The 26359-nt window shown below is 38.7% G+C and carries 19 protein-coding genes; 14 read left to right on the forward strand and 5 right to left on the reverse strand.

Features of this window, described 5'->3' with window-relative positions:
* Positions 1–27 precede the first annotated feature (27 nt).
* The 5 genes from ACFILY_RS01020 to ACFILY_RS01040 all read left to right on the forward strand — a co-directional run bounded on the left by ACFILY_RS01020 (position 28) and on the right by ACFILY_RS01040 (position 5457).
* Positions 28–207, forward strand: a complete 180-nt coding sequence (locus ACFILY_RS01020; RefSeq protein WP_375637319.1) for an LPS translocon maturation chaperone LptM — start codon at positions 28–30, stop codon at positions 205–207.
* An 8-nt stretch (positions 208–215) separates the two neighbouring features.
* Positions 216–1496: a diaminopimelate decarboxylase gene (lysA, locus tag ACFILY_RS01025; protein WP_375630678.1), complete on the forward strand. Its 1281-nt coding sequence runs from the start codon at positions 216–218 to the stop codon at positions 1494–1496.
* Positions 1497–1622: 126 nt separating this feature from the next.
* Complete coding sequence (locus ACFILY_RS01030; protein ID WP_375637321.1) at positions 1623–4052, forward strand: TIGR02302 family protein; 2430 nt, start codon at positions 1623–1625, stop codon at positions 4050–4052.
* Positions 4053–4274: 222 nt separating this feature from the next.
* Positions 4275–5045, forward strand: coding sequence for a class I SAM-dependent methyltransferase (locus ACFILY_RS01035; protein ID WP_273790085.1), 771 nt, complete (start codon positions 4275–4277; stop codon positions 5043–5045).
* A gap of 280 nt (positions 5046–5325) precedes the next feature.
* On the forward strand, positions 5326–5457 hold the full coding sequence (locus ACFILY_RS01040; protein ID WP_375630682.1) for a DUF4102 domain-containing protein: 132 nt from the start codon (positions 5326–5328) through the stop codon (positions 5455–5457).
* 500 nt (positions 5458–5957) lie between these two features.
* Here the strand turns inward: ACFILY_RS01040 and ACFILY_RS01045 are convergent, their stop codons facing one another.
* The 3 genes from ACFILY_RS01045 to tsaD form a co-directional block, all read right to left on the reverse strand.
* Positions 5958–6638: a response regulator transcription factor gene (locus ACFILY_RS01045; protein ID WP_375630684.1), complete on the reverse strand. Its 681-nt coding sequence runs from the start codon at positions 6636–6638 to the stop codon at positions 5958–5960.
* An 894-nt stretch (positions 6639–7532) separates the two neighbouring features.
* Positions 7533–7967 carry an EVE domain-containing protein gene (locus ACFILY_RS01050; RefSeq protein WP_273790082.1) on the reverse strand — a complete coding sequence of 145 codons (435 nt, stop codon included), beginning with the start codon at positions 7965–7967 and terminating at the stop codon, positions 7533–7535.
* Between the two features lie 587 nt (positions 7968–8554).
* Entirely contained in the window at positions 8555–9649 is a 1095-nt protein-coding gene (gene tsaD / locus ACFILY_RS01055) for a tRNA (adenosine(37)-N6)-threonylcarbamoyltransferase complex transferase subunit TsaD (RefSeq protein ID WP_375637323.1), read from the reverse strand.
* A gap of 286 nt (positions 9650–9935) precedes the next feature.
* Between tsaD and ACFILY_RS01060 the strand changes: the two genes are divergently transcribed.
* From ACFILY_RS01060 to ACFILY_RS01075, 4 genes are all read left to right on the forward strand, one after another.
* On the forward strand, positions 9936–11120 hold the full coding sequence (locus ACFILY_RS01060) for a COG4223 family protein (protein ID WP_375637325.1): 1185 nt from the start codon (positions 9936–9938) through the stop codon (positions 11118–11120).
* 11 nt (positions 11121–11131) lie between these two features.
* Complete coding sequence (locus ACFILY_RS01065) at positions 11132–12691, forward strand: heme biosynthesis protein HemY (RefSeq protein WP_375637327.1); 1560 nt, start codon at positions 11132–11134, stop codon at positions 12689–12691.
* Between the two features lie 146 nt (positions 12692–12837).
* Positions 12838–13584, forward strand: a complete 747-nt coding sequence (locus ACFILY_RS01070; RefSeq protein ID WP_273790078.1) for a glutamine amidotransferase — start codon at positions 12838–12840, stop codon at positions 13582–13584.
* Between the two features lie 794 nt (positions 13585–14378).
* A complete protein-coding gene (locus ACFILY_RS01075) occupies positions 14379–15365 on the forward strand; it encodes a DUF2125 domain-containing protein (protein WP_375630692.1) in 987 nt (328 codons plus the stop codon).
* Positions 15366–16677: 1312 nt separating this feature from the next.
* Here the strand turns inward: ACFILY_RS01075 and ACFILY_RS01080 are convergent.
* A complete protein-coding gene (locus ACFILY_RS01080; RefSeq protein WP_375637329.1) occupies positions 16678–21387 on the reverse strand; it encodes an NAD-glutamate dehydrogenase in 4710 nt (1569 codons plus the stop codon).
* A gap of 267 nt (positions 21388–21654) precedes the next feature.
* Between ACFILY_RS01080 and ACFILY_RS01085 the strand changes: the two genes are divergently transcribed.
* From ACFILY_RS01085 to rpsP, 4 genes are all read left to right on the forward strand, one after another.
* Complete coding sequence (locus ACFILY_RS01085) at positions 21655–22311, forward strand: carbonic anhydrase (protein ID WP_273790076.1); 657 nt, start codon at positions 21655–21657, stop codon at positions 22309–22311.
* Positions 22312–22541: 230 nt separating this feature from the next.
* Positions 22542–24110 carry a signal recognition particle protein gene (gene ffh / locus ACFILY_RS01090; protein WP_375637358.1) on the forward strand — a complete coding sequence of 523 codons (1569 nt, stop codon included), beginning with the start codon at positions 22542–22544 and terminating at the stop codon, positions 24108–24110.
* A 24-nt stretch (positions 24111–24134) separates the two neighbouring features.
* A complete protein-coding gene (locus ACFILY_RS01095) occupies positions 24135–24464 on the forward strand; it encodes a chorismate mutase (protein WP_273790075.1) in 330 nt (109 codons plus the stop codon).
* A 16-nt stretch (positions 24465–24480) separates the two neighbouring features.
* Positions 24481–24855 (forward strand): 30S ribosomal protein S16, encoded by a 375-nt coding sequence (gene rpsP, locus ACFILY_RS01100; protein ID WP_273787601.1) that lies wholly within the window; start codon positions 24481–24483, stop codon positions 24853–24855.
* A gap of 135 nt (positions 24856–24990) precedes the next feature.
* Here the strand turns inward: rpsP and ACFILY_RS01105 are convergent, their stop codons facing one another.
* A complete protein-coding gene (locus ACFILY_RS01105) occupies positions 24991–25206 on the reverse strand; it encodes a DUF1674 domain-containing protein (RefSeq protein WP_273790074.1) in 216 nt (71 codons plus the stop codon).
* A gap of 83 nt (positions 25207–25289) precedes the next feature.
* Here ACFILY_RS01105 and htpX point away from each other — a divergent pair, with 83 nt between their 5' ends.
* Positions 25290–26336, forward strand: coding sequence for a zinc metalloprotease HtpX (htpX, locus tag ACFILY_RS01110; protein ID WP_375637331.1), 1047 nt, complete (start codon positions 25290–25292; stop codon positions 26334–26336).
* Positions 26337–26359 lie beyond the last annotated feature (23 nt).

Consider the following 26359-nt stretch of genomic DNA (forward strand, 5'->3'; position numbering starts at 1 on the left):
AGAGATCGAGATGAGGAAAGAGGACAGATGAAAATTATATTAAAGGGGGTGATGATTGTCCTTTTTGGGGGCTTGGGTATCGTTGGGTGTGGGCGTAAAGGGTCATTAGAGTTACCTCCTTCAACAGGAGTGAATTCTTCACAAGGAACTTTTGTTCCTCAAGGCAAAACAGATAAACCTTTTATTCTTGATAGGTTGATACAATAGGGATTTTTATGCGTTTTTTTTCTTATCATCAGGGTGTGCTCCACGCTGAAGGTCTTTCGCTTTTGGAACTTGCGCGGAAAGTTGAAACACCTTTTTATTGTTATTCAGCTAGCGCAATCGTTGCACATTTTAAAGATTATCAGAATGCATTTCATGATATGCCGAGTTTAATTGCTTATGCGGTTAAAGCGAATTCCAATCAAGCGGTTTTACAACTTTTAGCTAACAATGGAGCGGGAGCTGATGTGGTCTCAGAAGGGGAATTACGGCGTGCACTTGCTGTTGGTATTCCTGCGCAGAATATTGTTTATTCTGGTGTTGGTAAAACAGTGAAAGAAATAGATTTTGCTCTTGCACAAGATATTTATTGTTTTAACGTTGAATCAGAGCCAGAACTTGAACAATTATCGGCGCGGGCTGCTGCGCTTTCAAAAACGGCTCGTATTTCTTTACGTATTAATCCTGATGTGGATGCTAAGACTCACAAGAAAATTACAACAGGTAAGTCTGAGAATAAATTTGGTATTCCACTGTCTTTGGCGGGTGATGCATATAAAAAAGCAGCCCAATTGCCCGGTCTTCATGTGTGTGGTGTTGATCTCCATATTGGCAGTCAAATTTGTGATTTAAAACCGTTTGAAGATGCATTTGTTATTGTTGCAGATTTTGTGCGTCAATTATGGAATAATGGTTATGCGATAACCCATATCGATATTGGGGGCGGGCTTGGTATTTCTTATGGTTATGAGCAGCATCCAGTACCTTCTCCTTTTGAGTATGCAGCACTGGTAAAGAAACATATTGCGCCTTTAGGGATCAATATTATCTTAGAACCTGGGCGTAGTATTGTTGGTGAGGCTGGTGTGTTGGTGACATCGGTTGTGTATTTAAAAAAGGGGGAAGGACGAAATTTTGTTATTGTTGATGCGGCGATGAATGATTTCATGCGTCCAACGCTTTATGATGCGTGGCAAAATGTAATGCCAGTGAAAAAAACACCAGTAGATGCCCCTCTGATTAATGCTGATATTGTTGGTCCTATTTGTGAAACTGGTGATTATTTAGGCTTGGAACGTTCTTTACCAGTGTTGAAAGCGGGTGATGTTTTGATGTTAACAGGAGCAGGGGCTTATGGCGCAGTGATGGCAAGCACTTATAATAGTCGACTTTTGGTGCCGGAAGTTTTGGTTCAGGATACACGTTATGCAGTCATTCGTCCACGCCTTGATTATGAACAATTGATAGGCTGTGATCATATTCCAGATTGGATTGAGCCCAAATTAGATTGAGCATTATTAAATATTTTGGGTCTTATTTTTACTAAACTTTGATGAAACAATTTATTTTCTAGAAATTGTTTTGTATGGGGTTTATGATCTTAATGCACCACGATAAAAGGGGATAAATGCTTGTTTATGAAAAATAAAAACATCAAAGGTTTTGCAATGAAGCTTTTGTGTGTGCGCATTTTGATGTGGGGGATCCTTTCATTTGAACGGATGTGGGTACGGTTGTTGCCATTTTTCCTCGTTCTTAGTCTCTTTTGTTCGTTTAGCTGGTTGGGACTTTTTGGCATTTTGGGCTATTGGTCACATTTGCTCTTACTTGGGGTTATACTTGTTTGTGCTGGGGCAAGTTTGTTTTTTCTTATTCGTTTTCGGTTTCCCACAATGCGGGAAGTAAATTGCCGCCTTGAACGCGTCAATGATCTTAGACACCAGCCTTTGAATATTCAGACAGATCGTTTATGTTCTGAAAATGATGAAGATTTTAGTGCTGTTATTTGGCGTGAACATCAACGCCGAATGGTAAAGCAATTATACCATTTAAAAACTGGATTTATCTCTCTTAATAGTGCGGATTATGATCCTTTGGCTTTGAGGGCTTTGTGTGCTCTTCTTTTTGTGTGCGCTTTTAGTTTTTCTTTTGGTTCACAAGGGGGGCGTTTGGCTGATGCCTTTGATTTTCGTCCTGTCGTTGATGAAAAACTCATGCGGATTGATGCTTGGGTAACACCCCCAGCTTATACCGGTGTGGCACCGATTTATTTGACAAAAGATGAGAAAACACAACTAGAAATCCCTGAAGGGAGTAATGTTGTTGTGCGTGTTGTCAATGGAGCTGGTATTACAGTAAAAGCAAAGTCTGTAGAAGATGGGAGGGAAGTTTCGTTTTTAGAGAAAACGGAACAAACAGCTTTGAATGATCCAATCGTTCATTTTGAAACACATTTAAAGCATTCAATAAATTTATTTGTATCATCACGTCGTAAAAAACAGCAGTGGCATTTGCAGATAATTAAGGACACGCTTCCGACAATTCATTGGTTAGAAAAACCAGGGAGGATTTTAACGGGATCGTTGGAATTACGATATGTGGTGGATGATGATTATGGTGTGACAAAGGCTTTTGTTGAAATAGAGCCTTTTCTTCCTCAGAATAAAAGTGCTTCTTCTCTTTATAATGCTCCGGAAATAGAGCTTCTTCTTCCGCGTGGTGGAAAGGGGAAAATGCGAATGGTGCAGGATATATCAGCGCATCCATGGGCAGGTTCGCAAGTCAAAATTACTTTGGTGGCAGAAGATGGTGCGGGGCAGAAAGGGCGTAGCAAAACTTTTGTTATGATATTACCACAGCGTGTTTTTTCGAATCCTGTTGCACGCGCAGTGGTTGAATTGCGTCGTCTATTAGCGCTTGATGCTTCTGTGAAAGAGCGTGTATTGGATATGCTTTCTGCTTTGCTTGTGCGTCCAGAAAAGGGGTTGCAAAATGCATCGCATTTTATTGTTCTACAAAGTGCGTGGACAAGACTTTCTTTAGCACAAACAGACGAGGATTTGCGCGATGTGGTGGATTATTTATGGCAAATTGCTTTGGGTATTGAAGATAATCAGCTTGAATCCGTGCAAAAAAAGTTAAAACAAGCACAAGCTGCTTTACGTGATGCACTGCGTTATGGTGCTTCAGCGGCAGAAATTGAACGGCTTATGGCAGATTTACGTCAAGCTATGGATGAGTATATTCGTGCTTTGGCTGAAAAAGCACCGGATAGTCAAGTTTCTAAAAATTCTAAAAGCTCAAAAAGTCCTAATCTTTCTGAATCTACATTACAAGAAAAGCTAAATTTAATTGAGGAAATGGCTAAAACGGGCTCTTCTTTAGCAGCTGAACAACTCTTGGCGGAAGTTGAACAGACGCTTGATCATTTGCATGTGCAAAAAGGCAATCAAAATGAGGGAGAAAAAAGCCAATCTGCACAAATGAAAGAAAAGATGGACCAGCTTGGAGATTTAATGCGTCGTCAGCAAGAAATTCTCAATGAAACACATCAGTTAGAGATGGAACAAAAACGCGGAGAAGATGTGCCAGAAACACAAAAAAAATCTTTAAAAAAACGTCAAGCTGAATTGCAGTCTGAATTATCAACATTAGAAAAAGAATTATCAGAACAAGGATTTGAAACAGGGGGCGCGTTGAAAAGGGCAGAAGAAAAAATGAATTCTGCGGAAAATGCTCTTGATAATGGAAATCATCAGGTATCTATACAAAATCAGTCTGATGCTTTGGAATCTTTGAGGCAAGGTGCACAAAATGTTTTGAAAAAAATGCGCGAAACACTCAAAGAAACGAGAGATGATCAAAATGCTGATTCTGGTCCTAAAGATCCGTTAGGACGTCCACTTTCTTCAAAAACAGATGAAGAACAAGAAGGTGAGGCACTACCACAAGAAAGTGATCAAATGCGTACGCGGCAGATTTTGGATGAAATTCGCAAACGTCTTGGTAAAGAGCATCTTTCAGAAGAAGAAAAAAACTATCTTGAAAGATTGCTTCATTTTAATTAACCAATGTTGGCTTTTTTCTTAATTGATGTCAAAAACAGTGTATGAAGAACCTCTATGGAGTTCATCTCCCAAAAAATGATTAAAGTGCTTGTAAGGCAATAATTATCCTGCTGTACTGATTTTTTGATCATTTAAGTTTAAAATATGAAATATTAAAATGTTCGCTATTGCGGAAAAAGAGCAGAAGTCCATATAAGTTTGGTATATGAAAATCTGTAATGTTTGAAATTTGTTTCTACATGGTATGTTGAGTTGGATATCGTTACGCTGAAAGATTTTTATGCTTCTGCACTTGGGCTGCGTGTGCAAAAGACGCTGTGTGACCAATTGAATTTATGGTGGCCTGATCTTACGGATAAACGGATTATGGGGTTGGGTTATGCGCTTCCTTATCTTTCTACATTGCGTGAACGTGCCCAACAATGTTTTGCTTTTATGCCAGCTTCTCAGGGTGCTTCGCCTTGGCCTTGTGCTGAGCAAGTTGCTACAGCGCTTGTTTTTGAAGAAGATTTGCCACTTCCTGATGCGTCAGTTGACTGTATTTTATTGGTACATGCATTAGAATATACAGAAAATTCGTTTGAAACGTTGAATGAAATATGGCGTGTTTTAGCACCCAATGGCCACTTGATCGTTATTGTACCTAATCGCTCTGGCTTTTGGGCGCGCAATATTACTACGCCCTTTGGTTATGGCGAACCCTATAGTCGGCAACAAATTACTCGTTTGTTCGAAAAAACAAATTTTGTTTCTGGGCCAATACAAGAAATTGTACATTATATGCCCTCTACGGGTTATGTTTCGCGGTTGTTCTCATTTTTTTATGAGCCATTTGCACGCTATCTTTTGCCTTATTTTGGTGGACTCTTAATGTGTCAGGCACAAAAACGTGTTTATCAGGGTTTGCTCGTACAGCGTCGTCAGTCGCGACGTATTTTTATTCCTGCGTTATCACCACAAGTGCGAAATATTTTAATTTATAAAGATAATTAATCATTTTGCCTTTGGCATAAGAACCGCAAATATAGAAGGATTCTCTTATTTCAATTTTTTGCATTTACAATTAAAAAATATTCTTTTGTACATTATATGTGGAATTGGCATGTGAATAAAAAATCTCAAGTATCTATATACTGAACCATATTTCATGAATAGTGGAAACATTTTAAGAGAAAAAATGCTGGTATCTTCGTAAGCATAAAAATAGCAGAGTCCAAGGGATCTTGCATAATATGGTTCATGGTGGTTAAAAACTGTACAAGGAAGGATTAAAATGCTTCTTATGAACCATCTCTCAAGTGTCAAGGGCTCCTCTGCAACATTGAAATCTAACAAAGTGTGTGATGGTGCCGGCTTGTTCTTTTATAAGGGTAAAGATGGTGGTGCTCAGTGGCTTTATCGTTAGGATAAACATTTAGCGTTATATCATTAATTATACAACCTCTTAAGAGGAGATAAAATCATAAAGAATGGAGGAAAACTATAAAGATAAAAAACATCTCTCAATTTAGGCTAGTGAATATGAGATAAAGCATTGCGTGGAGCGGTTTTTCTGAAAAAAATAATCATAAATAGCACTCATCTAAAGATGATAGTTATGATCAAGAATGTTGCTAAAAGATATCACGATTATTTATATGCGGAACATATTAAAAATTTTAGAAAGAACAAAAGCATGTGAAACAGAAGTTACAAAGTATATCGTGAGGTTTGAAAGCATTTTTGTTTCTGGTTCTCATGTTGAATATTTCGTTTTTTATTCATAATGTTATATATTTTGTTATAAGAGTACAGATAAGAGTAAGTTTTATGTAATAGCATTTGAATTATACGCGAAGTTTTTTTCATCTCGTTTCTGTTTTCATTTAGGATATTAAAATTATTTTTGAAACAGTAAATCTCGAATTAAAGATTTAAACGGTAACCATTTTGATCTGTCATGAGAATTTGTGCATTGGAGGGATCGTTTTCGATTTTTTGTCGCAAACGATAGATGTGGGTTTCTAAAGTATGGGTGACAATATTTTCATTATATCCCCAAACTTGTTCTAACAATGTTTCACGGCTGACAATTTTATCATTGGCATAATAGAGACATTTAAGGATCGCTGCTTCTTTTTCTGTGAGACAGATTTTATTGTTGCATTGATCAAGAAGAAGTTTTTGTCTTAGTTTAAAAGTATAGGGACCAATATGAAAGGTTGCGTCTTCATTTTGTTCATATTGGCGCAACTGTGCTCGAATTCTCGCTAATAACACCGCAAAGCGAAAGGGTTTTGTCACATAATCATTGGCGCCTGTTTCAAGATCTAAAATATTATCGCAGTCTGTATCATAATTCGTTATCATGATAATGGGGGCACGAAATCCTTGGGAGCGTAATTGTTTAACTGCTTTGCAACCATCAAGATCAGGAAGTTGAAGTCCCAAAATAGTGAGATCAATATTTTCTTCTTGGATTATTTTCATTCCCGCTTCTGCTGTTTTTGCTTGGAAAATTTTAAACTCTTGATGCATTTGCAATTGTTCTACTAAAATGGGGCGTAGATCATCATCTTCAACGATTAAAAGAGTATAGTGGTTCATGTTGTTCCTTATAGGCATGTTGATGCACTGATTGGTATAGTTTCATGAAAAATGAGATTTCATGCAAGAAAAATTAAAAGAGAAAAATTAAAAAAGAGCGTTTCTAAAAAATAAACTTTTATAATTTCTAATGGTTGCTTGCTGAAAAGAAGGTATTCCGTCTGCAGAGTATTTTACGTATTGGTTGGAAGCGTTTTTTATGTTCTAGAACGTGTTTTAGCTATTGAGTGTCATCATCTTTACGCTTTATGGAGAAACAAGCTAGCACTATCATTCACTTTGCCAGCTCGTGGGTGTTGCGGATAGTCCTTGGCACTTGAGACGATTCATAGGAGGAATTTTTAGTCCTTTCTTTCACGGTTTTTATCCATACAGGACTTTCTCCGCTTGTAATGTGCAAGCAAATAGCTTTTGATTGATTCAATATAAACAGGTTGGGAATGAGAGAATCCTGCGGCATGAGGCGCACTCGTCCAACATGCAAAACAATGAACACGCAATATGATGCGTTTTTTAAGCGTGAAGAGAATTGTGCAACACCTAGCACATATGCACTGTTTAGGAGAACTTCACGATCGTTTTTATTGTTTTTATCCACGTTCAGTTTTGTTTTTTTGTTGCATTTGTGTGTGAAGGGGGCTGTGTGTTATGTTCGTGGTGGTGCTTATTATAATCGTTGAGCAAGCTTTGCCTTTAGCAATGCCGAAAAGATGCATCATAAAGAGGCTTTTTGTGTAATTTGGAAGGAGACTGTATTGAGAAAGAGTGCAGGATAAAAAATATCATATTTATGCATTTAGCATAAGAATACCTCAACAGAAGGATGTGTTGAGCTTATTCTTCTGCGCTATGAAGCATCTTTTTATATGAGTTAATGAATAAAAAATTATTGTTTTAAGATAAAAGCATTTCCTCCTTAAGGTTGCCCATCAAACAGACTTCTTTCCATTCATCTTCTGTTACGGGTTGCACTGATAAGCGGCTGGCTTTGACCAGCACCATATTTGCTAGTTTGGGATTGGCTTTAATTTGTTTTAATGAAACAGGTGTTGGCATGTCACAAAGTGCACGGATGTCCACACATTCCCAGCGTGGATCAGAGCTTGTAGAATCAGGGTGCGCTTCAGCACATATTTCTACAATTCCTACAATTTCTAAACCTTTATTTGAATGATAAAAAAAACCTTTATCGCCATATTTCATAGCGCGCATATTATTACGGGCTTGATAATTGCGTACACCATCCCATTGTTCGCCATTAACTCCTTTTTTCTTTTGCATCTCCCATGACCATTTATGGGGTTCAGATTTAAAAAGCCAATAAGCCATGAGTTCTCCTTTTTCATAGACTGTTATGTATTTTTATAAGTATCTTTGTAATACCATCAACGATGATTTTTAAAATGGGGTAAAGAACGGCTATTATCTGTTTTTTCTTGTTTCAAAATAGAGAGACGCGCTCCATTGATATTTCATGTTGTATAAAGGTATTTTGCTCTTTTCTTATCTTTTCAGCTATGGTTTGAAATGCGGTCACTATAAGAGTTTTTGGGAAAAAATGAAGAAAATTGGTTCTAAAAAGCTTTAAGATTACAATGATAATGAAACGAATGAATGGTCAAAGATGAAGAGGTCAACGAATGGCATTCATATCTATGCTTCGTGGGAGAGAGTAGATCTTATTATGCTGTAAAATACCGTCATTTGAAATGTAATGATATAAGGCAGTTTCTTGAAACATGAAGGTTTTCAGAATATGTGGTGAATATTTAGGTTTACGTGTCGAGCTTTGGGTTAAGTGAATTGTGTGAATGGGAAGCAGGTTGGAATCTGCTCGATAGAGAATTCGGGCTATCTATAAACCGGATTGAGTAGAAATCTTCGTTCTTTAAGGTGTGTGTGGGACGTCAATTTTATTATGCTTTTGTTCCACGGCGTCCCATCCCGATCAAGGGCGCGGCTTTTTCATCTAATGGCCAGCGTGAGCGGGGTGCAATGTCAAGAGAGCTTGTTTCTCCTCGTGCGAGTTTTTGTGCACCGGCAAAAGCAATCATTGCAGCATTATCGGTACACAAGGAAAGAGGAGGGGCTATAAATTCAAAACCATGTTGATGGGCAAGTTCTTGCAACGTAGAGCGAATGGCTTGGTTTGCGGCAACACCGCCTGCGACAACCAAAGCAGGAGAACGCTTTTCTTGATCATGAGAGAGAGGATATTGGTGGGTAAAGTGTTGTAGGGCTAGGTGAATACGATCATGTACTGTATCGGTCACAGCGGCTTGAAAACTTGCGGCAATGTCAGCAATATCATTTTCTGTAAGGGGAGCTATGGCTGTTGCGGCTTGTCGAACAGCAGTTTTGAGTCCTGAAAAAGAAAAGTCTAACCGTTTTTCACCTTTTAAAGGTCGTGGAAGAGGGATGCGATTTTTATCACCAAATAAAGCTGCTTTTTCAAGTGCTGGTCCACCAGGATAAGGAAGACCTAAAAGTTTTGCTGTTTTATCAAATGCTTCTCCTAATGCATCATCAATAGTGGTTCCTAAACGTTGGTAGTTACCTACTCCATGAACAATGATTGTTTGTGTATGACCCCCTGAAACTAAAAGTAATAAATAAGGAAAGCTGACGTTGTGCGTTAACACAGCTGTTAAAGCATGTCCCTCTAAGTGATTTACCGCAATAAATGGCTTGCCAGTGGCAAGAGAGAGTGCTTTTGCGCTCATAACGCCTACTAACAATCCTCCTATCAAACCAGGACCACTGGTGGCTGCAATGCCATCAATATCTTTTAATTTTGTGTTTGCTTCTGTTAGTGCTTGCAGAATTAAATGATCAAGAACTTCAACATGGGCTCGAGCAGCAATTTCAGGAACAACACCGCCGTAAGGTGCATGGTGATCAATTTGACTCCAAACAACATTGGAAAGAATTCGGCTGTTTGATTCATTGTTATATTCAATGACAGCCGCTGCCGTTTCATCACAACTTGTTTCTATTCCCAGCAGACGCATTTTAAACAAAACCTTATATTGAAGCTTCTTTCTTGCGTGCGTACCATGAACAGAAAAAGATGGAAAGTATTTCTCTTAGAATTGTTTTTTCTATTTCTTTGAATTTTATGATATCGTTGATTAAAAAATAAAGCTGTATTTTCGAGTATAAAATGCAAATGTTTTTTTAAAAACTTGTCTATTAAAGGCGATACTTGTAAATATTATTGAGAAAAGCTGCGTTTTTAAAACTTTTTTCATTTTATTATTTTATCATTAAAAAAAGTGTGCACGAAAAGTGACAGAGATGGTCGATTCTTCAAAACCAAAAGTTAAACCACATTATGCTGGTACGCGCCGTAAGAAACCAGTTATTGAACATGAAGCTGTTCCCCATGATTCAGAGGGAAAAATCCACAATTCTGTAGAAGCTCATGCGCGAGAAAAACAGAATATGCAAGGTCAGGATAAAAGTACCTCTAGTACAACTTGGCTTTTCTTGTCCCTTTCTGGGATTTTGGGAGGATTCATTGCTTTGGGAATTTTTATGGGGCTTCAATGGGCTGGTTTTTTTCCTTCTCCTTTTGTGGAAAATTCTGCTGGAGGAGAAAAAGCTTTGCAGATTGCTGAAGCCGCAAAAAGTCAAGGTGAAGACACAAAGGAACAATTGAGGCGGGTCTTTCAAGAAATCGATGCGTTAAAAACAGAGCTGTCTTCTTTTTCATCACAACAGTTTAAAACAACGAAAAATGATGAACTATCGAAAGAAGAAAGCAAAAAAGCTTTTGCGATTTTAGAGGAAAAAGTAAAAGCTCTTGAAGAAATTGTACAAACTTTTGTTAGAAAGTCGAAAGATATAGAGACGGCTTTGTCTGTTGGGCAGAGCAATGCAAATGATCTTGCTGCGTTAAAACAACAGTTAGAAGCACTACAGGAAGAAACTGCTGTTAAAAATAGTAAGAAAAAAGAAATAGATACCGCGCTCTTTACTGCAATTAGTTCATTAAAAAATGCTGTAGAGCGTGGTGGATCTTATAATAATGAACTAAAGCTGTTACAGCAATTATCGCCTTCGATTAATGGACTTGATGTGTTGCAAAAAACAGCTACTGTGGGTCTTCCAAGTTCAGCACAACTTTCAGTTGATTTTGCTCATGTTGCCGATGCAATTGTTGGTACGCAAAATCTTGTTGCGTCAGATGCTGGTTTTTTTGACCGAATTTTAGCGTGGATAAAAGGGCTCATTGTTTCGCGACCGATTGGAAATGTTGAAGGGACAACGCTGGAGGCTATTGCGGCACGCATGGAAGTTGCCATTCAAGCTGGTGATTACGAAAAGGCTTTGAGCGAATGGCAATCATTGCCTCAAAGTGCAAAAGATGTTTCAATGGATTTTGTTAAGCAGCTTGAAAGACATATTGCTATTCAACAGTTGTTGCAGCAATTGTTATTGTCTGTGCAACAAGGATCTTTTAAAGCAACAAAGATGTAAATAGGCCCAAGATGATACGTGTTTTTATTTATATTTTTGTTGTTTGTATCCTCGGTTTAGCTTTCACGTGGGTTGCTAATCACAATGGTATTTTTGTTCTCACATTTTTGCATTTCAGATTTTCTGCTTCATTTCTTACAGTGTTAAGTGTGCTTATTTTGTTTTTTATAACGCTGGTGCTTTTATGGTGGTTATTATCTTTCTTTTTTTCCATACCGAGTGCTCTTTCCAATTATTTTTATAAACGCCACCAAAAGCGTGGTTACGAAGCTCTTTCAAAGGGGATTCTTGCAACTTTTGCTGGTGATAGTATGGTTGCGCAAAAAATGGAAGCACGGGTTGCTAAATATCTTGCAGGAAAACAAGAGCCATTGGTAAAACTCTTACAGGCGCAAACCTTGTCTTTACAAAATGACTCTGTTCGCGCCATCGGTCTTTATGAGGAGATGAGAAAGGAAGATCCGACAAAACTGGTTGGACTTTATGGTTTGTTTCGTGAAGCAATGAAGAGTAAAGCTTATGAGGCAGCGCAACAATATGCCGAAGAGGCACTGACCTTATCGCCAGCACTTTTATGGGCGCATAAGGCGGTGCTTGATCGGTTAAGTGCTGAAGGTAAATGGGATAAGGCACTTACTGTTTTTGAAAGAACGCAAAAAGCTCTCCCGCGTTCTGCTCGCGCGACTCCAGAGCGGCAGCATATACAGGTTTTACTACTAAGTGGGCAGGCACTTTCTTTGTTTGATACACATCCTGTACAAGCACGTGAAGCTATTTTGAAAGCCCATAAATTGGCGCCTGATTTTGTTCCAATAATAGTTATTGCTGCTGATATTCTTTATAAGTTAAATGAAACGCGTAAAGCGGATAAAATGATTATAGCGGCTTGGCAAAAGAATCCTCATCCTGATTTGGGGACGCTTTATCTTGAAAGAGAAGAAGGAGCCATTGGGCGATTGAAAAGGGCTAAGACACTTGCTTCTTATAATAAAGATGCATTTGAGTCGGCTTTCCTTATTGCTAAAGCAGCTTTGGATGCTGGTGAAACAGCATTAGCAAGAGAGAAGGCACAAAAAGCATTACAATGTCATCCACGGGAAAGTGTTTATTTATTGTTGGCAGATATTGAAGAGGCACAGGGAAACAATCAAGGTGCTGTGCGTCAATGGCTTTCTTTAGCACTTCGTGCTGAACGTGATCCAGTATGGATGTGTGATGGGTCCATTTTTTCTTCTTGGTCAGCGGTTTCTCCAATCAGTGGACGTTTGGGCTGTTTTGAATGGAAGGCGCCTCCCTGTATGCCTTCTCTCACATTAGAGGCGGACAATATTGTGCCGAAAAAGCAAGACAAAGAGTATGTTATGGGAAAAAGTGATGATGTTGAAGATAAGAAGCTTGAAAAATTAACACCTATAGATAATTCTCTTTTGCATAATGCGCAGGTGGAGAAACAAGATATAAAAGAACAAGATGTAAAAATGTTCAGTCAAATTCATTTAAATGTTGATGATCCAGGGGTTAAAACAGAAGAAGACACATCTTTATCGAGGAAAAAGTTTCGTTTATTTTAAATTGCACCAATGTGATAATACGAATGTTTTCTCAGAAGAAACAATTGACCTAGAAGAAAAAATATCGTTAGTCTTTTCCAATAAAATTATTCTCTTATGCTTTAAAAATAAAGTTTTGCTTGGTAGCAGAGGTGATTGGTTAAAAAATGTTTTTAAATCAGAGATGTCTTGATAAAAAACAAAAAAATAACAAACCAAGGATTGCTGTCGTTATTCATCGGCGGTCTACCTATACTGGTCGTTTGGGAAAATTTTTACAACAAAAAGGTTTTGTTCTTGATATTTATCGTCCTATTTTTGGACAAAAACTCCCTGATACATTAGAGCATTATGCCGGTGTTGTTATTTTAGGGGGGCCGATGAGTGTGAATGACAGCGAAGCTTATATTGGTGAGGAAATTGATTGGATTTCGTTATCACTAAAGGAAAATAAGCCTTTTTTGGGTATTTGTCTTGGAGCACAAATGTTAGCGCGAAATCTAGGGGGGCGCGTTGGTACAAGAAGTGATGGGACTGTTGAAGTCGGCTGGTATCCACTAGAAGCAACCCCACAAGGGAAGGAATTGATGAATTGGCCAGAAATGGTCTACCATTTCCATGATGAAGGTATTTATGATTTACCGAAAGAGGCAATGCTTTTGGCAACAGGGAATACATATCCTACACAAGCTTTTCGTTATGGAAACAATGCATGGGGCTTGCAGTTTCATGCTGAGTTTACACGCGCTATGATGCGGCGTTTGGTCGTGCGTTCGGCACATAAATTGACTGAAAAAGGTGCTCAACCTGCTTGTGCACATTTGAAAGGTCGTTTAATCTATGATCGAGCTTTGAGCCAATGGTTTGAAAGCGCATTACACCAGATTTTTTGTACACCGCCCGTACTTGTGTGATTATTGACAACGCATTGATTTATATAAATAATTTACTGTTTTGCATATTGAATGAGAACCCCGAATATCGTAAGGTTTTCTCATTCCAAACCTGTGTATGTTGACTCAATAAAAACCTCTTGCTTGCTGTCACAAGTAGGGCTGGCGTGTGGGCAAAAACTGTATAAGAAAAGACTAAAAATGCTTCTTATGAACTGTCTTAAGTGCCAAGGGCTATCGCAAAATTGTGGGGGTAGCCAAATATAATGATGGTGCTGGCTTTGCTCCTCAATAAGCGTAAAGATGGGGGTGCTCAATGGTTTTATCGTTAAGAAACACTATTCATTATCATTTTTTTGTGCTGTAAAACAGTATGGTTTAAGGCAGAGGTAGAAAATCTATGTAAAACTTTACACATGAGGTGTTTTTTGTTAAAGGGTGTAAAGGGTTTTTTAAGAAAATCTTGTTTGTTGAGCTTATGAGATACTGTACTTTAGAACGATGTATAGGGACTTCTTGAAGTGACCAGTAGATAAAATCCGGTCGATTAAGAAGTTGGATTGTGTATAAACTGACCGTGGTTGGGAATCTTTATCCTTTTTAGGGTGGGGAGGAAGTTAAGAGATAAAGAAAGTTTGAATATTGTCTAAATCCTTTCAAATACCATCATCACAAAAAAGTTTTTCTTTGAGTTATTTAATTTGTGGGCTCTTTTGTCTTGCTTTGGTATTTATTTATAGCGCGCTCTGGTTTTTTTTTCACGTAAAATAGAAGACTATGTTTCTGATATATTCACAAAAATATCTTCCCATAATATGGTGGCGGTATGTGAGAATGTGCACAAGGATGGTTATCCTTTACGTGTCGGTGTTGTTTGTGACAAGTTTCAATTTTCTTGGCCTTTACATGGGGTTTCTTTATCGACGGGGCGTTTGATAGCTGGTGCACCAATTTATGCACCTCATTTGGTCGAGTTTAATGTTCATTCCCCTGCATTAATTGTTTTTTCTGGAAAAACTTCCATAGTATCCAGTTGGCGCAATTTGATGATTGAAACAGAACCTTATTGGAAAACGGGTAAGACATTGAAGTTTATAGCTGAAGGGCTTGAGATTTCACCTTTTTCCTCTTCCCCTGAAGATCAAAAGCTTCAAGAAGCATTAAGAGCACAAACGACAGATAAAAAAACGACACAAGAAAATATTGAAGATCAGGCATCTTTGCAAAATACGCATAACGTGATTATTCAGCCGTTAGAGCCAAAAGAAGCTTCCCCAAAAATAACGGCAGAATTTTTTCGACTTGATCTTAAACATGAAAAGAATGATTTATCGGGACATATAACTTTTGACGGTTTTGATGCTTCTCCCTTTTTAAAATCTTCTTTTGTTGATATTCCTAAAATTGATGGCAATTTGAGATGGATTTTAAATGATGCCTCTCTTCTGTTTGAACATGAAGAAAAAAATTGGCAACAGCGATTGTATGGAAAAAGTGGACTTTTAAAGCAAGGTGAATTGACTTTTCATACAGGTGGTGCAGTGCGTATTAGTGGACCTTTTTCTTTTGATGATGAAGGATATTTGACAGCAAAATTTGAACTTGTCCTTATTCAGTCTATGAAGCTTCTTGACACTCTGCAGCGCTTATTTCCCGCGCAAACCAATAATCTTCAAGCGTTATTTTTTATTTTAGGTGCTTTGCCTAAAAATGCGGACGGCGCTCCCGTTCTTTCCTTGCTCATTAACAATGGGTGGGTAAAATTAGGCTTTTTAAAACTTGGTCGTCTTGCTCCGCTTTAGGTGTTGTACCAAAGCCTTTTTTAATTTTTACCACAAAATTTCGATTTTTTCTGATTTTCATACTTTTTTGCAATTTTAGAGTGTCAAAATCTATTTTAACAAAATGCGTATTTAATGGTAAAAAAAAATAGCTATAAAAATAAAAAATTACCACCTACTCCTAATTCGTCCAACCTCTTTTCACTTAGTACAAAATCTTATATCAAACTACATATAGTAACAGTGTTTGTATGGAAAAAGTGGCATTTTAAAGTATGCTGAATTGCCTTTTTATACAGGTGGTGTGGTGCTTGTTAGGAACCTTTTTCTTTATATATGGAATGAGTATATTGCATATATCTGTTTGGGAGTAACCTCTTAAAACCAGTAAATAGCCTAGTTGGAGGAGAATATGAAGTTGTAAAGGGAAAAATCAACATCCATCTTTACTGTCATTTTTTATTCGATTTTACGCATTTCAAAAGCAGTTACAGTTATATCATTTTAAATGATAGATTAAGCTTATCCTTTTATTTCTGATGTTTTTTAATGAAGCCATGTGTCTTCCACGTAAAACAGAATATATTTGTATTGCATATTTACGTATTTGTTTAAAAAAATATTTCTCAGTGCTTCTTATTTTACGATGCCGCCTATGAATGGTATAACGATAGAGCCATTAAGGGCTACCATCTTTTCGGTTATGGAGTAATAAGCTGGGGCAACACCATCATATTATATTTGCTAACTCCCAATGTTACTGCGGATTTTGGCATTTGAGGCGGTTTATGAGGGGCATTTTTAGTCTTTTCTTTACTGTTTTTATCTATTCGGCTTTCCCATTTGCAATATGCAAGGGGAAATGGGGTTAATTGATTGAATATAAACAGATTTTAAATGAGACAATTTTAGAATATCGGGTTATCAGTTATCATAAAAATGATAAAATTATGATTGTAAATCAATATATTATATTTTTATGATGAAGGATATTTGACAGTAAAATCTGAATTTATTTTTTATTTTGAGTGCTCTGTCTAAAAATGCGGGATAGGGCTTTCGTTCTTCCCTTGCTGATTAGTCATGGGGGGATAGAACGGAGCAAAAGCTTAGCTGTTTTGTACTGCTTTTAAGTCTGAAAGTTTATGTTTTTAGGGAGAGAAATCAATCCTGGTGTTTTTTTTGAAATTGTTGCAAACAATTCTATTGTGATAAATAGCGAGATTTTTATTGTTGGTGTTATGTCTAAAATGCAAACTTCTGCTCTGTCTTAGTTGGTTTGTCGTGGTGGTGGGATAGAACGGGAGATTGAGTGGGTCGTTTTGTATTTGCTTTAGGTTTGAAAGCCAATATTTTGAAGTTGAGAAATCAATCCTGCTGCAAAAGTAAAACGAGAAATATTGAGATCATTTTCAATAAGGGCGCTAATGCGGTTTGTAATGCTGTGAATATGATCTTCTTCTGTTTTTTTCCAAGTGTCAAAAGGATCTTTTTTCTTTCCATAATTTTTGAGGATTTTCATAACGATTTGCCGAAAGCTTTCAGAAACATTTTCTTTGGCTTGGCTTAAAGCCATACTATCATAATAATCTACTACAGGAATTATACGACTTGCTTCGTTAATGCGGTTTATACGAATGATTTGCGCAAGTGAAAAGTAGATCTCTGCGGTTTTAATAAGATCACTGTTGCTTTTTTTTGCAATTAAAGAAATATCACATATTGTTGAAGCAGCTTCCAAGAGAGCTAATTGTTTTGCTAATGCTTTTGGTGCTCCCTCTTCGCTGTAGTGTAATGCTTTTTCTTCAATCTTTTGCTTAATATCGTTGTCGTGAGAATGCATAAGCTCTTTTTCAATAACGCTACGGGCTTGCTTTATTGTTTTTACAATTTCTTCTAATGGACGTGAGAGATCTATGTTGTGCAAACCCCAATTGGTTGTTTCAAAGAGCATTGGGGTCATTGCTGCGTAGAATTTATTTTGGACAAGACCGGGTATTTTATTATCAAGCTTATCAATTTGCTCAGATAATTGAGGAATTTCGAAACCATCGCGGATGGCAATGAAAACGCGAATAATATTTTCAGTCTTTTGTTCTGTTGCATCGTGTAGTCTATTAACAAAAGTGGGGCCTCCACGATTTACAATATCGTTGGCAATCAGCGTTGCGATAATATTACGACGCAATTGATGGTTAATAACTTCCTTCTTAAAATTTTCTTGAATTTGGGTTGGAAAATAGTTCAGCAAGGTTGTATTGAAATAGTGATCATCAACAATGGGGCTATTAGCAATTTCTTCTTTTAAGGTCAATTTAGCATAGGCAAAAATAACGGCGAGTTCTGGACGGAGAAGACCTTTGCCTTGGGTTGTTCTTTGTCGTAAAATTTGCTCATCAGGGAGTATTTCAACTCTGCGATCTAGAAGCTTTTTTTGTTCCAAGTCGTGCATAAAGCGTATTTGATAGGGCAAATCAGCAGTGCTCTGGTTTTCCGCCAAAGAAAGCGCAAGAGGTTGTAGATAATTGTTGCGCAAGACGAGTTGCTCGACTTGAGGCGTCATTTTTTTCAAGAGCTTATTGCGATCTTCGCGGGTTAACGTTTTGGCACGTAGTGCTGATGCAAGAACAATTTTGAGATTGACCTCAATATCAGAACAATTAACACCAGCAGAATTGTCAATGGCATCCGTATTGCATCGACCACCATTTGAGACATATTCAATTCGTCCACGTTGTGTAACACCAAGATTAGCCCCTTCGCCAATAATTTTTGCACGCACTTGTTCTCCGGTAATGCGTATTGCATCATTTGCACGATCACCTACTTGGGCATCGTTTTCTGTTGCAGCACGGATATAAGTACCAATGCCACCGAACCATAAAAGATCAACAGGGGCTTTGAGAAGAGCAGAGATAATTTCAAAGGGTGTTCCTGTTTGTTTTTCGAAACCAATGGCTTGTGCTGCTTCAGGTGAGAGAGTAATGGTTTTTTCTTTTCGTGAGAAGATACCACCGCCCTTTGATAATTTGGTTTTATCGTAATCCTGCCAGCTTGAGCGAGGCAGTTTGAAGAGACGCATACGCTCTGCATAGCTTTCGTCTATGTTCGGATCTGGATCAATAAAAATATCGCGGTGATCAAAAGCGGCAATCAATTTTGTTTGTTTGGAAAGCAGCATCCCATTGCCAAAGACATCACCAGACATATCGCCAACACCGACACAGGTGAAGGGCGTTGTTTGAATATCGTGATTAAATGATTCTCTAAAATGTCTTTTGACGGCTTCCCATGCACCTTTAGCTGTAATACCAATGTCTTTATGGTCGTAACCTGCTGAGCCTCCAGAGGCAAAAGCATCATCGAGCCAAAAGTGATTTGCTTGGCTGATGGCGTTGGCTGTATCAGAAAAAGTTGCTGTTCCTTTGTCTGCCGCGACAACAAAATAGGGGTCAGGGTCATCATGACAGATGACATTGTGGGGAGAGCTTATTTTGCCGTTAATCAGATTGTCTGTGATGGAGAGCAAAGCTGTGATAAAGTCTGTATAAGCTTGTCGTGCTGCTTCTATGATGACAGCACGGTCATTTGTTTGGGGAAGCCGATGGGGATAGAATCCACCTTTTGCACCTGCAGGAACGATAACTGCATTTTTAACTTGTTGGGCTTTGACTAAGCTAAGCACTTCGGTGCGATAATCTAATGCACGGTCAGACCAACGAATGCCGCCACGAGCGATAGGTCCAAAACGCAAATGGACCCCTTCAACTTCTGGTCCATAAACAAAAATTTCTCGGTAAGGGCGCGGTTCAGGCAAACCTTCAATCTGGCGTGGATTTAATTTGGTGGCTAAAATACGCCGTGGATTTCCATCAGGAAGAGGCGTAAAGGCATTCGTTCGTAAACTCGCCTCGATAAGGTTACAATAACGGCGTAAGATCAGGTCATCATCTAAACCAGAGACTTTCCGTAATTTTTCTTCAATGCGCTTTTGAATGACTTGTTGGTTTTTTTCCCGTTCTTTTTCTGTATGGCTTTGATGAAATTTTAAATGAAATAAAGCATAAAGATCTTGGGTAATGTCAGGATAAGCATTTAAAGTTTGGGCAACGCGATCTTGCGAATAAGGAATTCCAGCTTGTTGGAGATAGCGCCCATAATGGCGCAAAATAACAATTTCATGCCAATCAAGCTCAGCTGTTTGTGTGAGAGCATTAAAGCCGTCATTATCAGCATTTTGTGCCCAAATGGCTTCAAAGGTTTCGGCGTGTTTTTGCCCGTCTTTTTCAAAATCGATACAGCGCTGGAAAGTACTTTCCAGCTGCATATCATGAAGATACACAGAGCGCCCATTGCCATCTGGTAATTCAAGGGTTTGTTCAGCAATAACGCGAAACCCCATATTTTCAAGGAGTGGTACACGTTTGGAAAGGGCAAGAGCTTCATGGCGGTGAAAAAGCCGAAGAGAAATGTACTGTTTTTCTTTGTTTTGTGCGTGATAAAAGATCACGAAAAGGGGCTTTTCATCATGAAGACTTAGAATATGTCCGGCATCGTTAATAGCGTCTTCAGCTGAAAATAAATCACGATAGCTGTTGGGGAATTCACTGGCTAGACGTGTTTGTTGCTCTGTTATTTTCTGGGTAAGAGCGATGGCTTGAACCCTGTCTTCCCAACTTCGTGCAATCGAACGTACATGTTGTTCAAGTGTGGAGCGCTCATGAAGGGGAACAGTTTCGTTTCCTTTGCGATGGATGATATAATAGACACGTATAAGGGTGCTTTCCAAAAATAGCGGATAAGATTCAAAAAAGTCACCTTTATAAAGCTCAACAAAATGTTCGCCAACTTTTTCACGCAAGCTGCTGCTATATTGGTCACGCGGTACGTAGACAAGGATAGAAACAAAGCGTCCAAAAGAATCAGTGTGGGCAAGAACCCGTAAACGTGGGCGCTCATCTAATTGTAGAATAAGCTTAGTGTTTTCTGTCAATGTATCAACATCAGAGCGAAACATTTCATCTCTTGGATAGGTTTCTAAAGCACTGATGAGTGCTTTTCCTGAATAATCGGCGTGATTGTGTCCAAGTCGTTGAATAATAGTTCGGGCTTTTTCTTTTAAGAAAGGAATTTGCAAAATAGAACGTGTATAAGCTGAGGAGGTAAAAAGCCCTACAATGCGTAATTCTCCACAGAGTTGGTTTTCTTTATCAAAGATTTTAAGACCAATATAATCGAGCCAAACAGAACGGTGAATTTTGGAGCGGCTGTTCGCTTTTGTCACGATAAACAGATTATCGCTTTCCATGAAGGATAAAACTTCTTGAGGAGGTTCTTTCATGCTTTTATCGTCAACAATATGAATAGAAGCATCCGTGAGTATACCAAGTTCAATATTACTGGCTGTAAAGGATTTTAGGGGTTTTTGGTCTTTGATGAAGTTGTAAGTGCGCATACCAAGGAAAATGAAATTATCGTCCATTAGCCAGTGAAGAAATTCAATAGCTTTTTCGCCTTCTTGTTTGTAGTGTGGGGGAAGACTTATTTGGTAGGCATGAATCTGCTTTTCAACTTCTTCAAGCATAGGTTTCCAGTCTTGTACAGCAGCATTAACCTGTTCAAGAACTAAGGTGAGTTCATTTTCAAGTTTTTGTATTTGCTGTTTGTTTAATGACTCGATGTGAATTTGCATCAGACTGATGCGTTTTCCAGAAGCACAATCAATAATGGGGTGTGCAATCAAATAGATATGGTTTTTGTGTTGATTAAAAACATTTAAAATAGAATCGAGAAGAAAGGGTTTGTTATCATTGACAAGCGTGATAACGGTTATAGGTCTGTTACTACGGGTTAAATTTTGCTCAAAGCAGATGGTATTTTTTCCCGTCTGATGGAGATTAAAAGCTTTTACCGCGATGGCTGTGGCTTTTTGAAGTTCTTCATTTTCATAATAAGCAATATCTTCTTTATCGGTTTGGGCAAAAAGGATTTGTTCTATTTTATCTTGGGTGTTTTTTGTCTCTGTTTTTTTTTGTTGCAACACATTCACTCTCCCTTTTTGCTCTTAAGGGGTCTTTAATTAAAAGCAGACCATTATATTTTTTATATACTGTAACACCTTCTTTCTAAAGAAAATAGCTCTTTATTTGGAAAGAATGAGTTTGTTTTTGCTATTTTTTAGTAATATTTTGCACTTTAAAGAAATATTTTGCTTCAAGGAAAGGGCACTTTTAGTATTTTTGTATGTTAATAGTTTGTTTTTTAAAATATACAAAATAAAAGTAAAAAAAGAAGCAAAAGTAAAGAGAGAATGGCGCGTTTACCAGAAAGACTTTTAAGTGGTTACCAAAACTTTATAAACAATCATTTTTTATATAAAATAGCAGATTATCAGCAATTGGCGATTGAGGGGCAGAAACCTGAAGTTTTGGTCATTGCTTGTTGTGATTCGCGTGCAGTACCAGAAATGATTTTTGATGCTAAGCCAGGGGAAATTTTCACCCTGCGCAACGTGGCGAATGTGGTTCCTCCTTTTTCTCCTGATGACCAATATCACGCAACATCAGCAGCTCTTGAATATGCTGTGCAATTGCTTGAGGTGAGACATATTGTCGTTTTTGGTCATGCCCATTGTGGAGGCATTCGTACTGCTCTTAATGAGACATATAAATCTTTATTATCAAATGATTTTATCGGTCAATGGATAAGTCTCTTAGCACCAGCAGCAGAAATCGTTTTGAATAATAAGTCGCTGTCTTGGCCAGAAAAACAGACGGCATTAGAGCAGCTTTCTATTCGCCATTCGTTGAGAAATTTAGAGACGTTTCCGTGGATTAAGCTTCGCAAAGATCAAGGTTTTTTGACATTGCATGGTGTTTGGTTTGATATCTCTAGTGGAAAATTATGGAGCATGGAACAGGAAACAGGTTGTTTTATGCGTGTTGAAGTTGAAAGTTTTGAAGTATAGTATTTGTTGTTTTTATTTCTTCGTATAAAAAGATATTTTATGATAAAACTTGACAAAGCTGGGGTTTTATTGTTTGAAGGAGCAAGCTTTCAGTGACAAAATTAACTTGGAGCCACCGACTGAGACCCCAGTTTAAGGGTATAAAGAGATCTCAGAGGTCAACATCCGACGGCGCGATGCGTTCTCGGATGCTATTTTGGTTTGTTTGTTATGCAACAATGAGGTAAATGATGTTTGAATCCTTGCAAGAGCGACTTGGTTCTATCCTGTCTCATTTGACGGGACGTGGCGCTTTATCGGATCAGGATGTTGTAGAGGCGCTGCGTGAAATTCGTCGCGCTTTATTGGAAGCTGATGTTGCTCTTGATGTTGTGCGCTCTTTTACCGATAGAGTTCGGGAAAAAGCTGTTGGGGCCGAAATCGTTAAATCAATTAAACCAGGCCAAATGGTGGTTAAAATTGTTCATGATGAATTGGTTCATATTCTTGGAAATGAAAGCGTTCTGAGTGATTTAAATGCACCAGCTCCAGTTGTTATCATGATGACTGGTTTGCAAGGTTCCGGAAAAACAACTACAACAGCAAAGCTTGCAAAACGTTTTACTGATAAGCACAATAAAAAAGTTCTCATGGCGTCATTAGATACACGCCGTCCCGCTGCACAGGAGCAATTGCGCCAATTGGGAGAGCAGGCAAAACTTGCAAGCTTGCCTATTATTGCGGGTCAGCTGCCCGTTGATATTGCATCACGTGCCGTGCAGGCTGCTAAATTAGGTGGTTATGACGTGCTTCTTCTTGACACAGCAGGACGTAATCATATTGATGAAGCTTTGATGCTCGAATTGGCTGAAATTAAAGCATGTTCCCTTCCTCATGAGATTATGTTGGTGGCTGATAGTTTGACGGGGCAAGATGCCGTTCATCTTGCTCGTTCTTTTGATGAGCGTGTAGGGATTACGGGGATTATTTTAACACGTATGGATAGTGATGGGCGTGGTGGCGCTGCTCTTTCTATGCGTGCTGTTACAGGTAAACCAATTAAAGCAATTGGAACTGGTGAAAAAATAGATGCTTTAGAAGAATTTCATCCCAGTCGTATTGCTGATCGTATTCTCGGAATGGGGGATATTGTTTCTTTGGTTGAAAAAGCTGCTGAAACAATGGATCATGAGAAAGCTGCTGCTTTTGCAAAAAAAATGCAAGCCGGAAAATTTGATCTGAATGATCTTGCAGAACAGTTGCAGAAAATGAAAAAACTGGGTGGAATGGGCGGTATTATGGGCATGTTGCCAGGAATGGGGAAAGTCAAAGAGCAGATTGCGGCTGCGGGGTTTGATGATCGTTTGTTTGATCGTCAATTGGCCATTATTTCATCTATGACACCCAAAGAGCGGGCGAATCCAGAGCTTTTAAAACATAGCCGCAAACAACGAATTGCTAAGGGGTCTGGTACGACGGCGGCTGATATTAATAAACTTTTGAAGATGTATCGCCAAATGGCTGATATGATGAAAGCCATGGGTGGTAAAGGAAAAAGTGGTTTTATGGGAAAGATGTTGGGAGGCCTTGGTTCCAAAATGGGTTTTGGTGGTATGGGAAACTTGGGAGGGGATTCTCCAACTATGCCGGATTTGTCGGGATTGGATCCAAAGCAATTCTCAACGCTTCAAAAGCAAATTGAAAATGGTAATGGAGGGAAGCTCTTGCCCGGACTTCCCAAGCGTGGACCTACTTTTCCTAGTCTTTCCAATGGCATTGTCGATGGGGGAAATTTTCCTCAGCATCCTAAGAAAAAATAAGATGTAAAGAGGGAAAGGAATATAATGCAGGAAACAGTATTAAACGAATTGGCACATTTACGAGCATCCATTGATAATTTTGATGCAACTTTGATTCATATCTTAGCAGAGCGGTTTCGTTGTACGAAAGCTGTTGGGCGCTTAAAAGCCCGTTATGATTTGCCTAAAGTAGATCCTCTGCGTGAGCAATATCAGGTAGCGCGTTTGCGGCAATTGGCTATGGATAGTGATCTTGATCCTGATTTTGCTGAAAGATTTTTAAAATTTATTATTAAAGAAGTTGTGAGTCATCATGAAGTTATTGCTGAAGAGCAAAAAACAAAAAAAGTCAATTTAAACGAAAGCCAGAGCTGACAATAGGAGATAAAATATGGCATTGAAAATTCGTTTGTCCCGTGGAGGTTCAAAAAAACGTCCTTACTATCATATCGTCGTTGCAGATGTTCGTAGTCCGCGCGATGGGCGGTTTCTTGAACGTGTTGGTGCATGGGATCCAATGTTGCCTAAAGATGGACCGAGGGTGAAACTTAATGAAGAACGTATCCAATATTGGCTTGGGCAAGGGGCTCAACCAACAGATCGCGTTTTACGGTTTTTAGATGCAGCTGGCTTGAAAAAGCGTCCAACTCGTAATAATCCACATAAAGGTGAACCGGGTAAAAAAGCACAAGAACGTATAGCAGCAGCAAAGCAAGCAGCAGAAGAAGCAGCGGCAGCGGCTGAAGCAGAATCTGCTTCAGCATAAGAAGCATGATTGTTTAATCAATGTGTTTTTAAAAGCTTTAGAAAAATAAATATTATCCGTTTTTGTCTATCAAAAACGGATTTTCATTAAAAAGCTGCTTGTTTAAATTGCGCCGTTTTTTTTAAATCAATGGTTTTAAAAATCAATGGCGCGGCCTTTAATTTCCCAGTCTCCATAGCGGGAAGGGTCTTTGCCGCCGCGTCCGCCGTTTTCTAAAGGTTGTTCTTTTTTTGCTGCGCGTTTTCGTCTTTCTTCAGCTTCTTTAAGGGCGCGTTGTGCTGCGGGAGAAAGAGATTGCTGTTTAACGACAGTTGCATTTTTTTTGCTTGTTTTCTCATCTTTTTTATTCATTTTACACCTATTCCATTGAAGAAGCAGAAAGAAAACACCATCATATAGTATTGATTGACTTTTATCATGGAGTTTTTTGAGTAATGAATATAATGCGTACAGCTATGCTTTTGGCTTTTTTAACTGCTCTCTTTATGGGAGTTGGTTATCTTGTTGGAGGGGGCGGTGGCATGGTCATTGCTCTTTTGATGGCAAGTGGTTTAAACTTTTTTTCTTATTGGAATTCAGATAAAATCGTTTTACGCATGTACGGGGCGCGTGAAGTTGATCAGCATTCAGCACCAGTTTATTATAAGATTGTAAGCGATTTAGCACAAAAGGCTTCTCTTCCTCAACCAAAGGTTTATGTTATTGAGAATGCACAGCCAAATGCTTTTGCAACGGGACGTAATCCGCAAAATGCAGCTGTTGCTGCAAGTACTGGGTTGTTAGAGCGGTTAAGCGCTGAGGAAATTGCCGGCGTTATGGCGCATGAGCTCGCACATATTGAGCATCGTGATACGTTAACAATGACTCTAACCGCAACGATTGCAGGGGCAATTTCAATGCTTGGTAATTTTGCTTTCTTTATGGGAGGACAGCGTAACTCTTCAGAAGATTCTCATGGCGCTGGGGCAATTGGAGGATTTATTGCATTGCTCGTGGCGCCTTTTGCAGCGATGCTGGTGCAAATGGCGATTAGCCGTACACGGGAATATGCTGCGGATCGGAGAGGGGCTGAAATATGTGGTAATCCTTTATGGTTGGCTTCGGCATTGCGTAAGATTGCTGATGGGGGACGTGGGGTATATAATGAAGAAGCAGAGCATAATCCAGCAACCGCGCATCTGTTTATTATTAATCCTTTGAGCGGTGAGGGAGCGGATAGTCTTTTTTCGACACATCCAGCAACTGCAAATCGTATTGCTGCTCTTTATCAGCAAGCAGAAGAGATGAAAGGGGCTCTTGCCAAAAGTGTGGGATGGAATAAAGAAGACGCTATACATGAAAAAAGCAGCGGGATGAACTATGGAGATTTTCATAGTGGTCAGGCTCATGCATTAGGTGAGAAAGAAAATAGTTCTTTTCAGCGTGTTACAAAACGTCCTTCTTGGCTTCGTTATGACAATTCAAAAAGATCTCGTTCATAGAGTTATTGAGGGAGCTCTTGAGA

The sequence above is a fragment of the Bartonella sp. CL25QHWL genome (genome assembly GCF_042195335.1).
GTDB lineage: Bacteria > Pseudomonadota > Alphaproteobacteria > Rhizobiales > Rhizobiaceae > Bartonella.

Bases quoted from the DNA above. Each gene is read 5' to 3' on its own strand.
- ffh (WP_375637358.1), top strand. From the start codon at position 22,542: ATGTTTGAATCCTTGCAAGAGCGACTTGGTTCTATCCTGTCTCATTTG.
- ACFILY_RS01105 (WP_273790074.1), bottom strand. From the start codon at position 25,206: ATGAATAAAAAAGATGAGAAAACAAGCAAAAAAAATGCAACTGTCGTT.
- ACFILY_RS01070 (WP_273790078.1), top strand. From the start codon at position 12,838: ATGTTTTTAAATCAGAGATGTCTTGATAAAAAACAAAAAAATAACAAA.
- ACFILY_RS01050 (WP_273790082.1), bottom strand. From the start codon at position 7,967: ATGGCTTATTGGCTTTTTAAATCTGAACCCCATAAATGGTCATGGGAG.
- lysA (WP_375630678.1), top strand. From the start codon at position 216: ATGCGTTTTTTTTCTTATCATCAGGGTGTGCTCCACGCTGAAGGTCTT.
- ACFILY_RS01085 (WP_273790076.1), top strand. From the start codon at position 21,655: ATGGCGCGTTTACCAGAAAGACTTTTAAGTGGTTACCAAAACTTTATA.
- ACFILY_RS01020 (WP_375637319.1), top strand. From the start codon at position 28: ATGAAAATTATATTAAAGGGGGTGATGATTGTCCTTTTTGGGGGCTTG.
- ACFILY_RS01065 (WP_375637327.1), top strand. From the start codon at position 11,132: ATGATACGTGTTTTTATTTATATTTTTGTTGTTTGTATCCTCGGTTTA.
- ACFILY_RS01075 (WP_375630692.1), top strand. From the start codon at position 14,379: ATGGTGGCGGTATGTGAGAATGTGCACAAGGATGGTTATCCTTTACGT.
- ACFILY_RS01030 (WP_375637321.1), top strand. From the start codon at position 1,623: ATGAAAAATAAAAACATCAAAGGTTTTGCAATGAAGCTTTTGTGTGTG.
- ACFILY_RS01040 (WP_375630682.1), top strand. From the start codon at position 5,326: ATGCTTCTTATGAACCATCTCTCAAGTGTCAAGGGCTCCTCTGCAACA.
- rpsP (WP_273787601.1), top strand. From the start codon at position 24,481: ATGGCATTGAAAATTCGTTTGTCCCGTGGAGGTTCAAAAAAACGTCCT.
- ACFILY_RS01095 (WP_273790075.1), top strand. From the start codon at position 24,135: ATGCAGGAAACAGTATTAAACGAATTGGCACATTTACGAGCATCCATT.
- htpX (WP_375637331.1), top strand. From the start codon at position 25,290: ATGAATATAATGCGTACAGCTATGCTTTTGGCTTTTTTAACTGCTCTC.
- tsaD (WP_375637323.1), bottom strand. From the start codon at position 9,649: ATGCGTCTGCTGGGAATAGAAACAAGTTGTGATGAAACGGCAGCGGCT.
- ACFILY_RS01045 (WP_375630684.1), bottom strand. From the start codon at position 6,638: ATGAACCACTATACTCTTTTAATCGTTGAAGATGATGATCTACGCCCC.
- ACFILY_RS01060 (WP_375637325.1), top strand. From the start codon at position 9,936: ATGGTCGATTCTTCAAAACCAAAAGTTAAACCACATTATGCTGGTACG.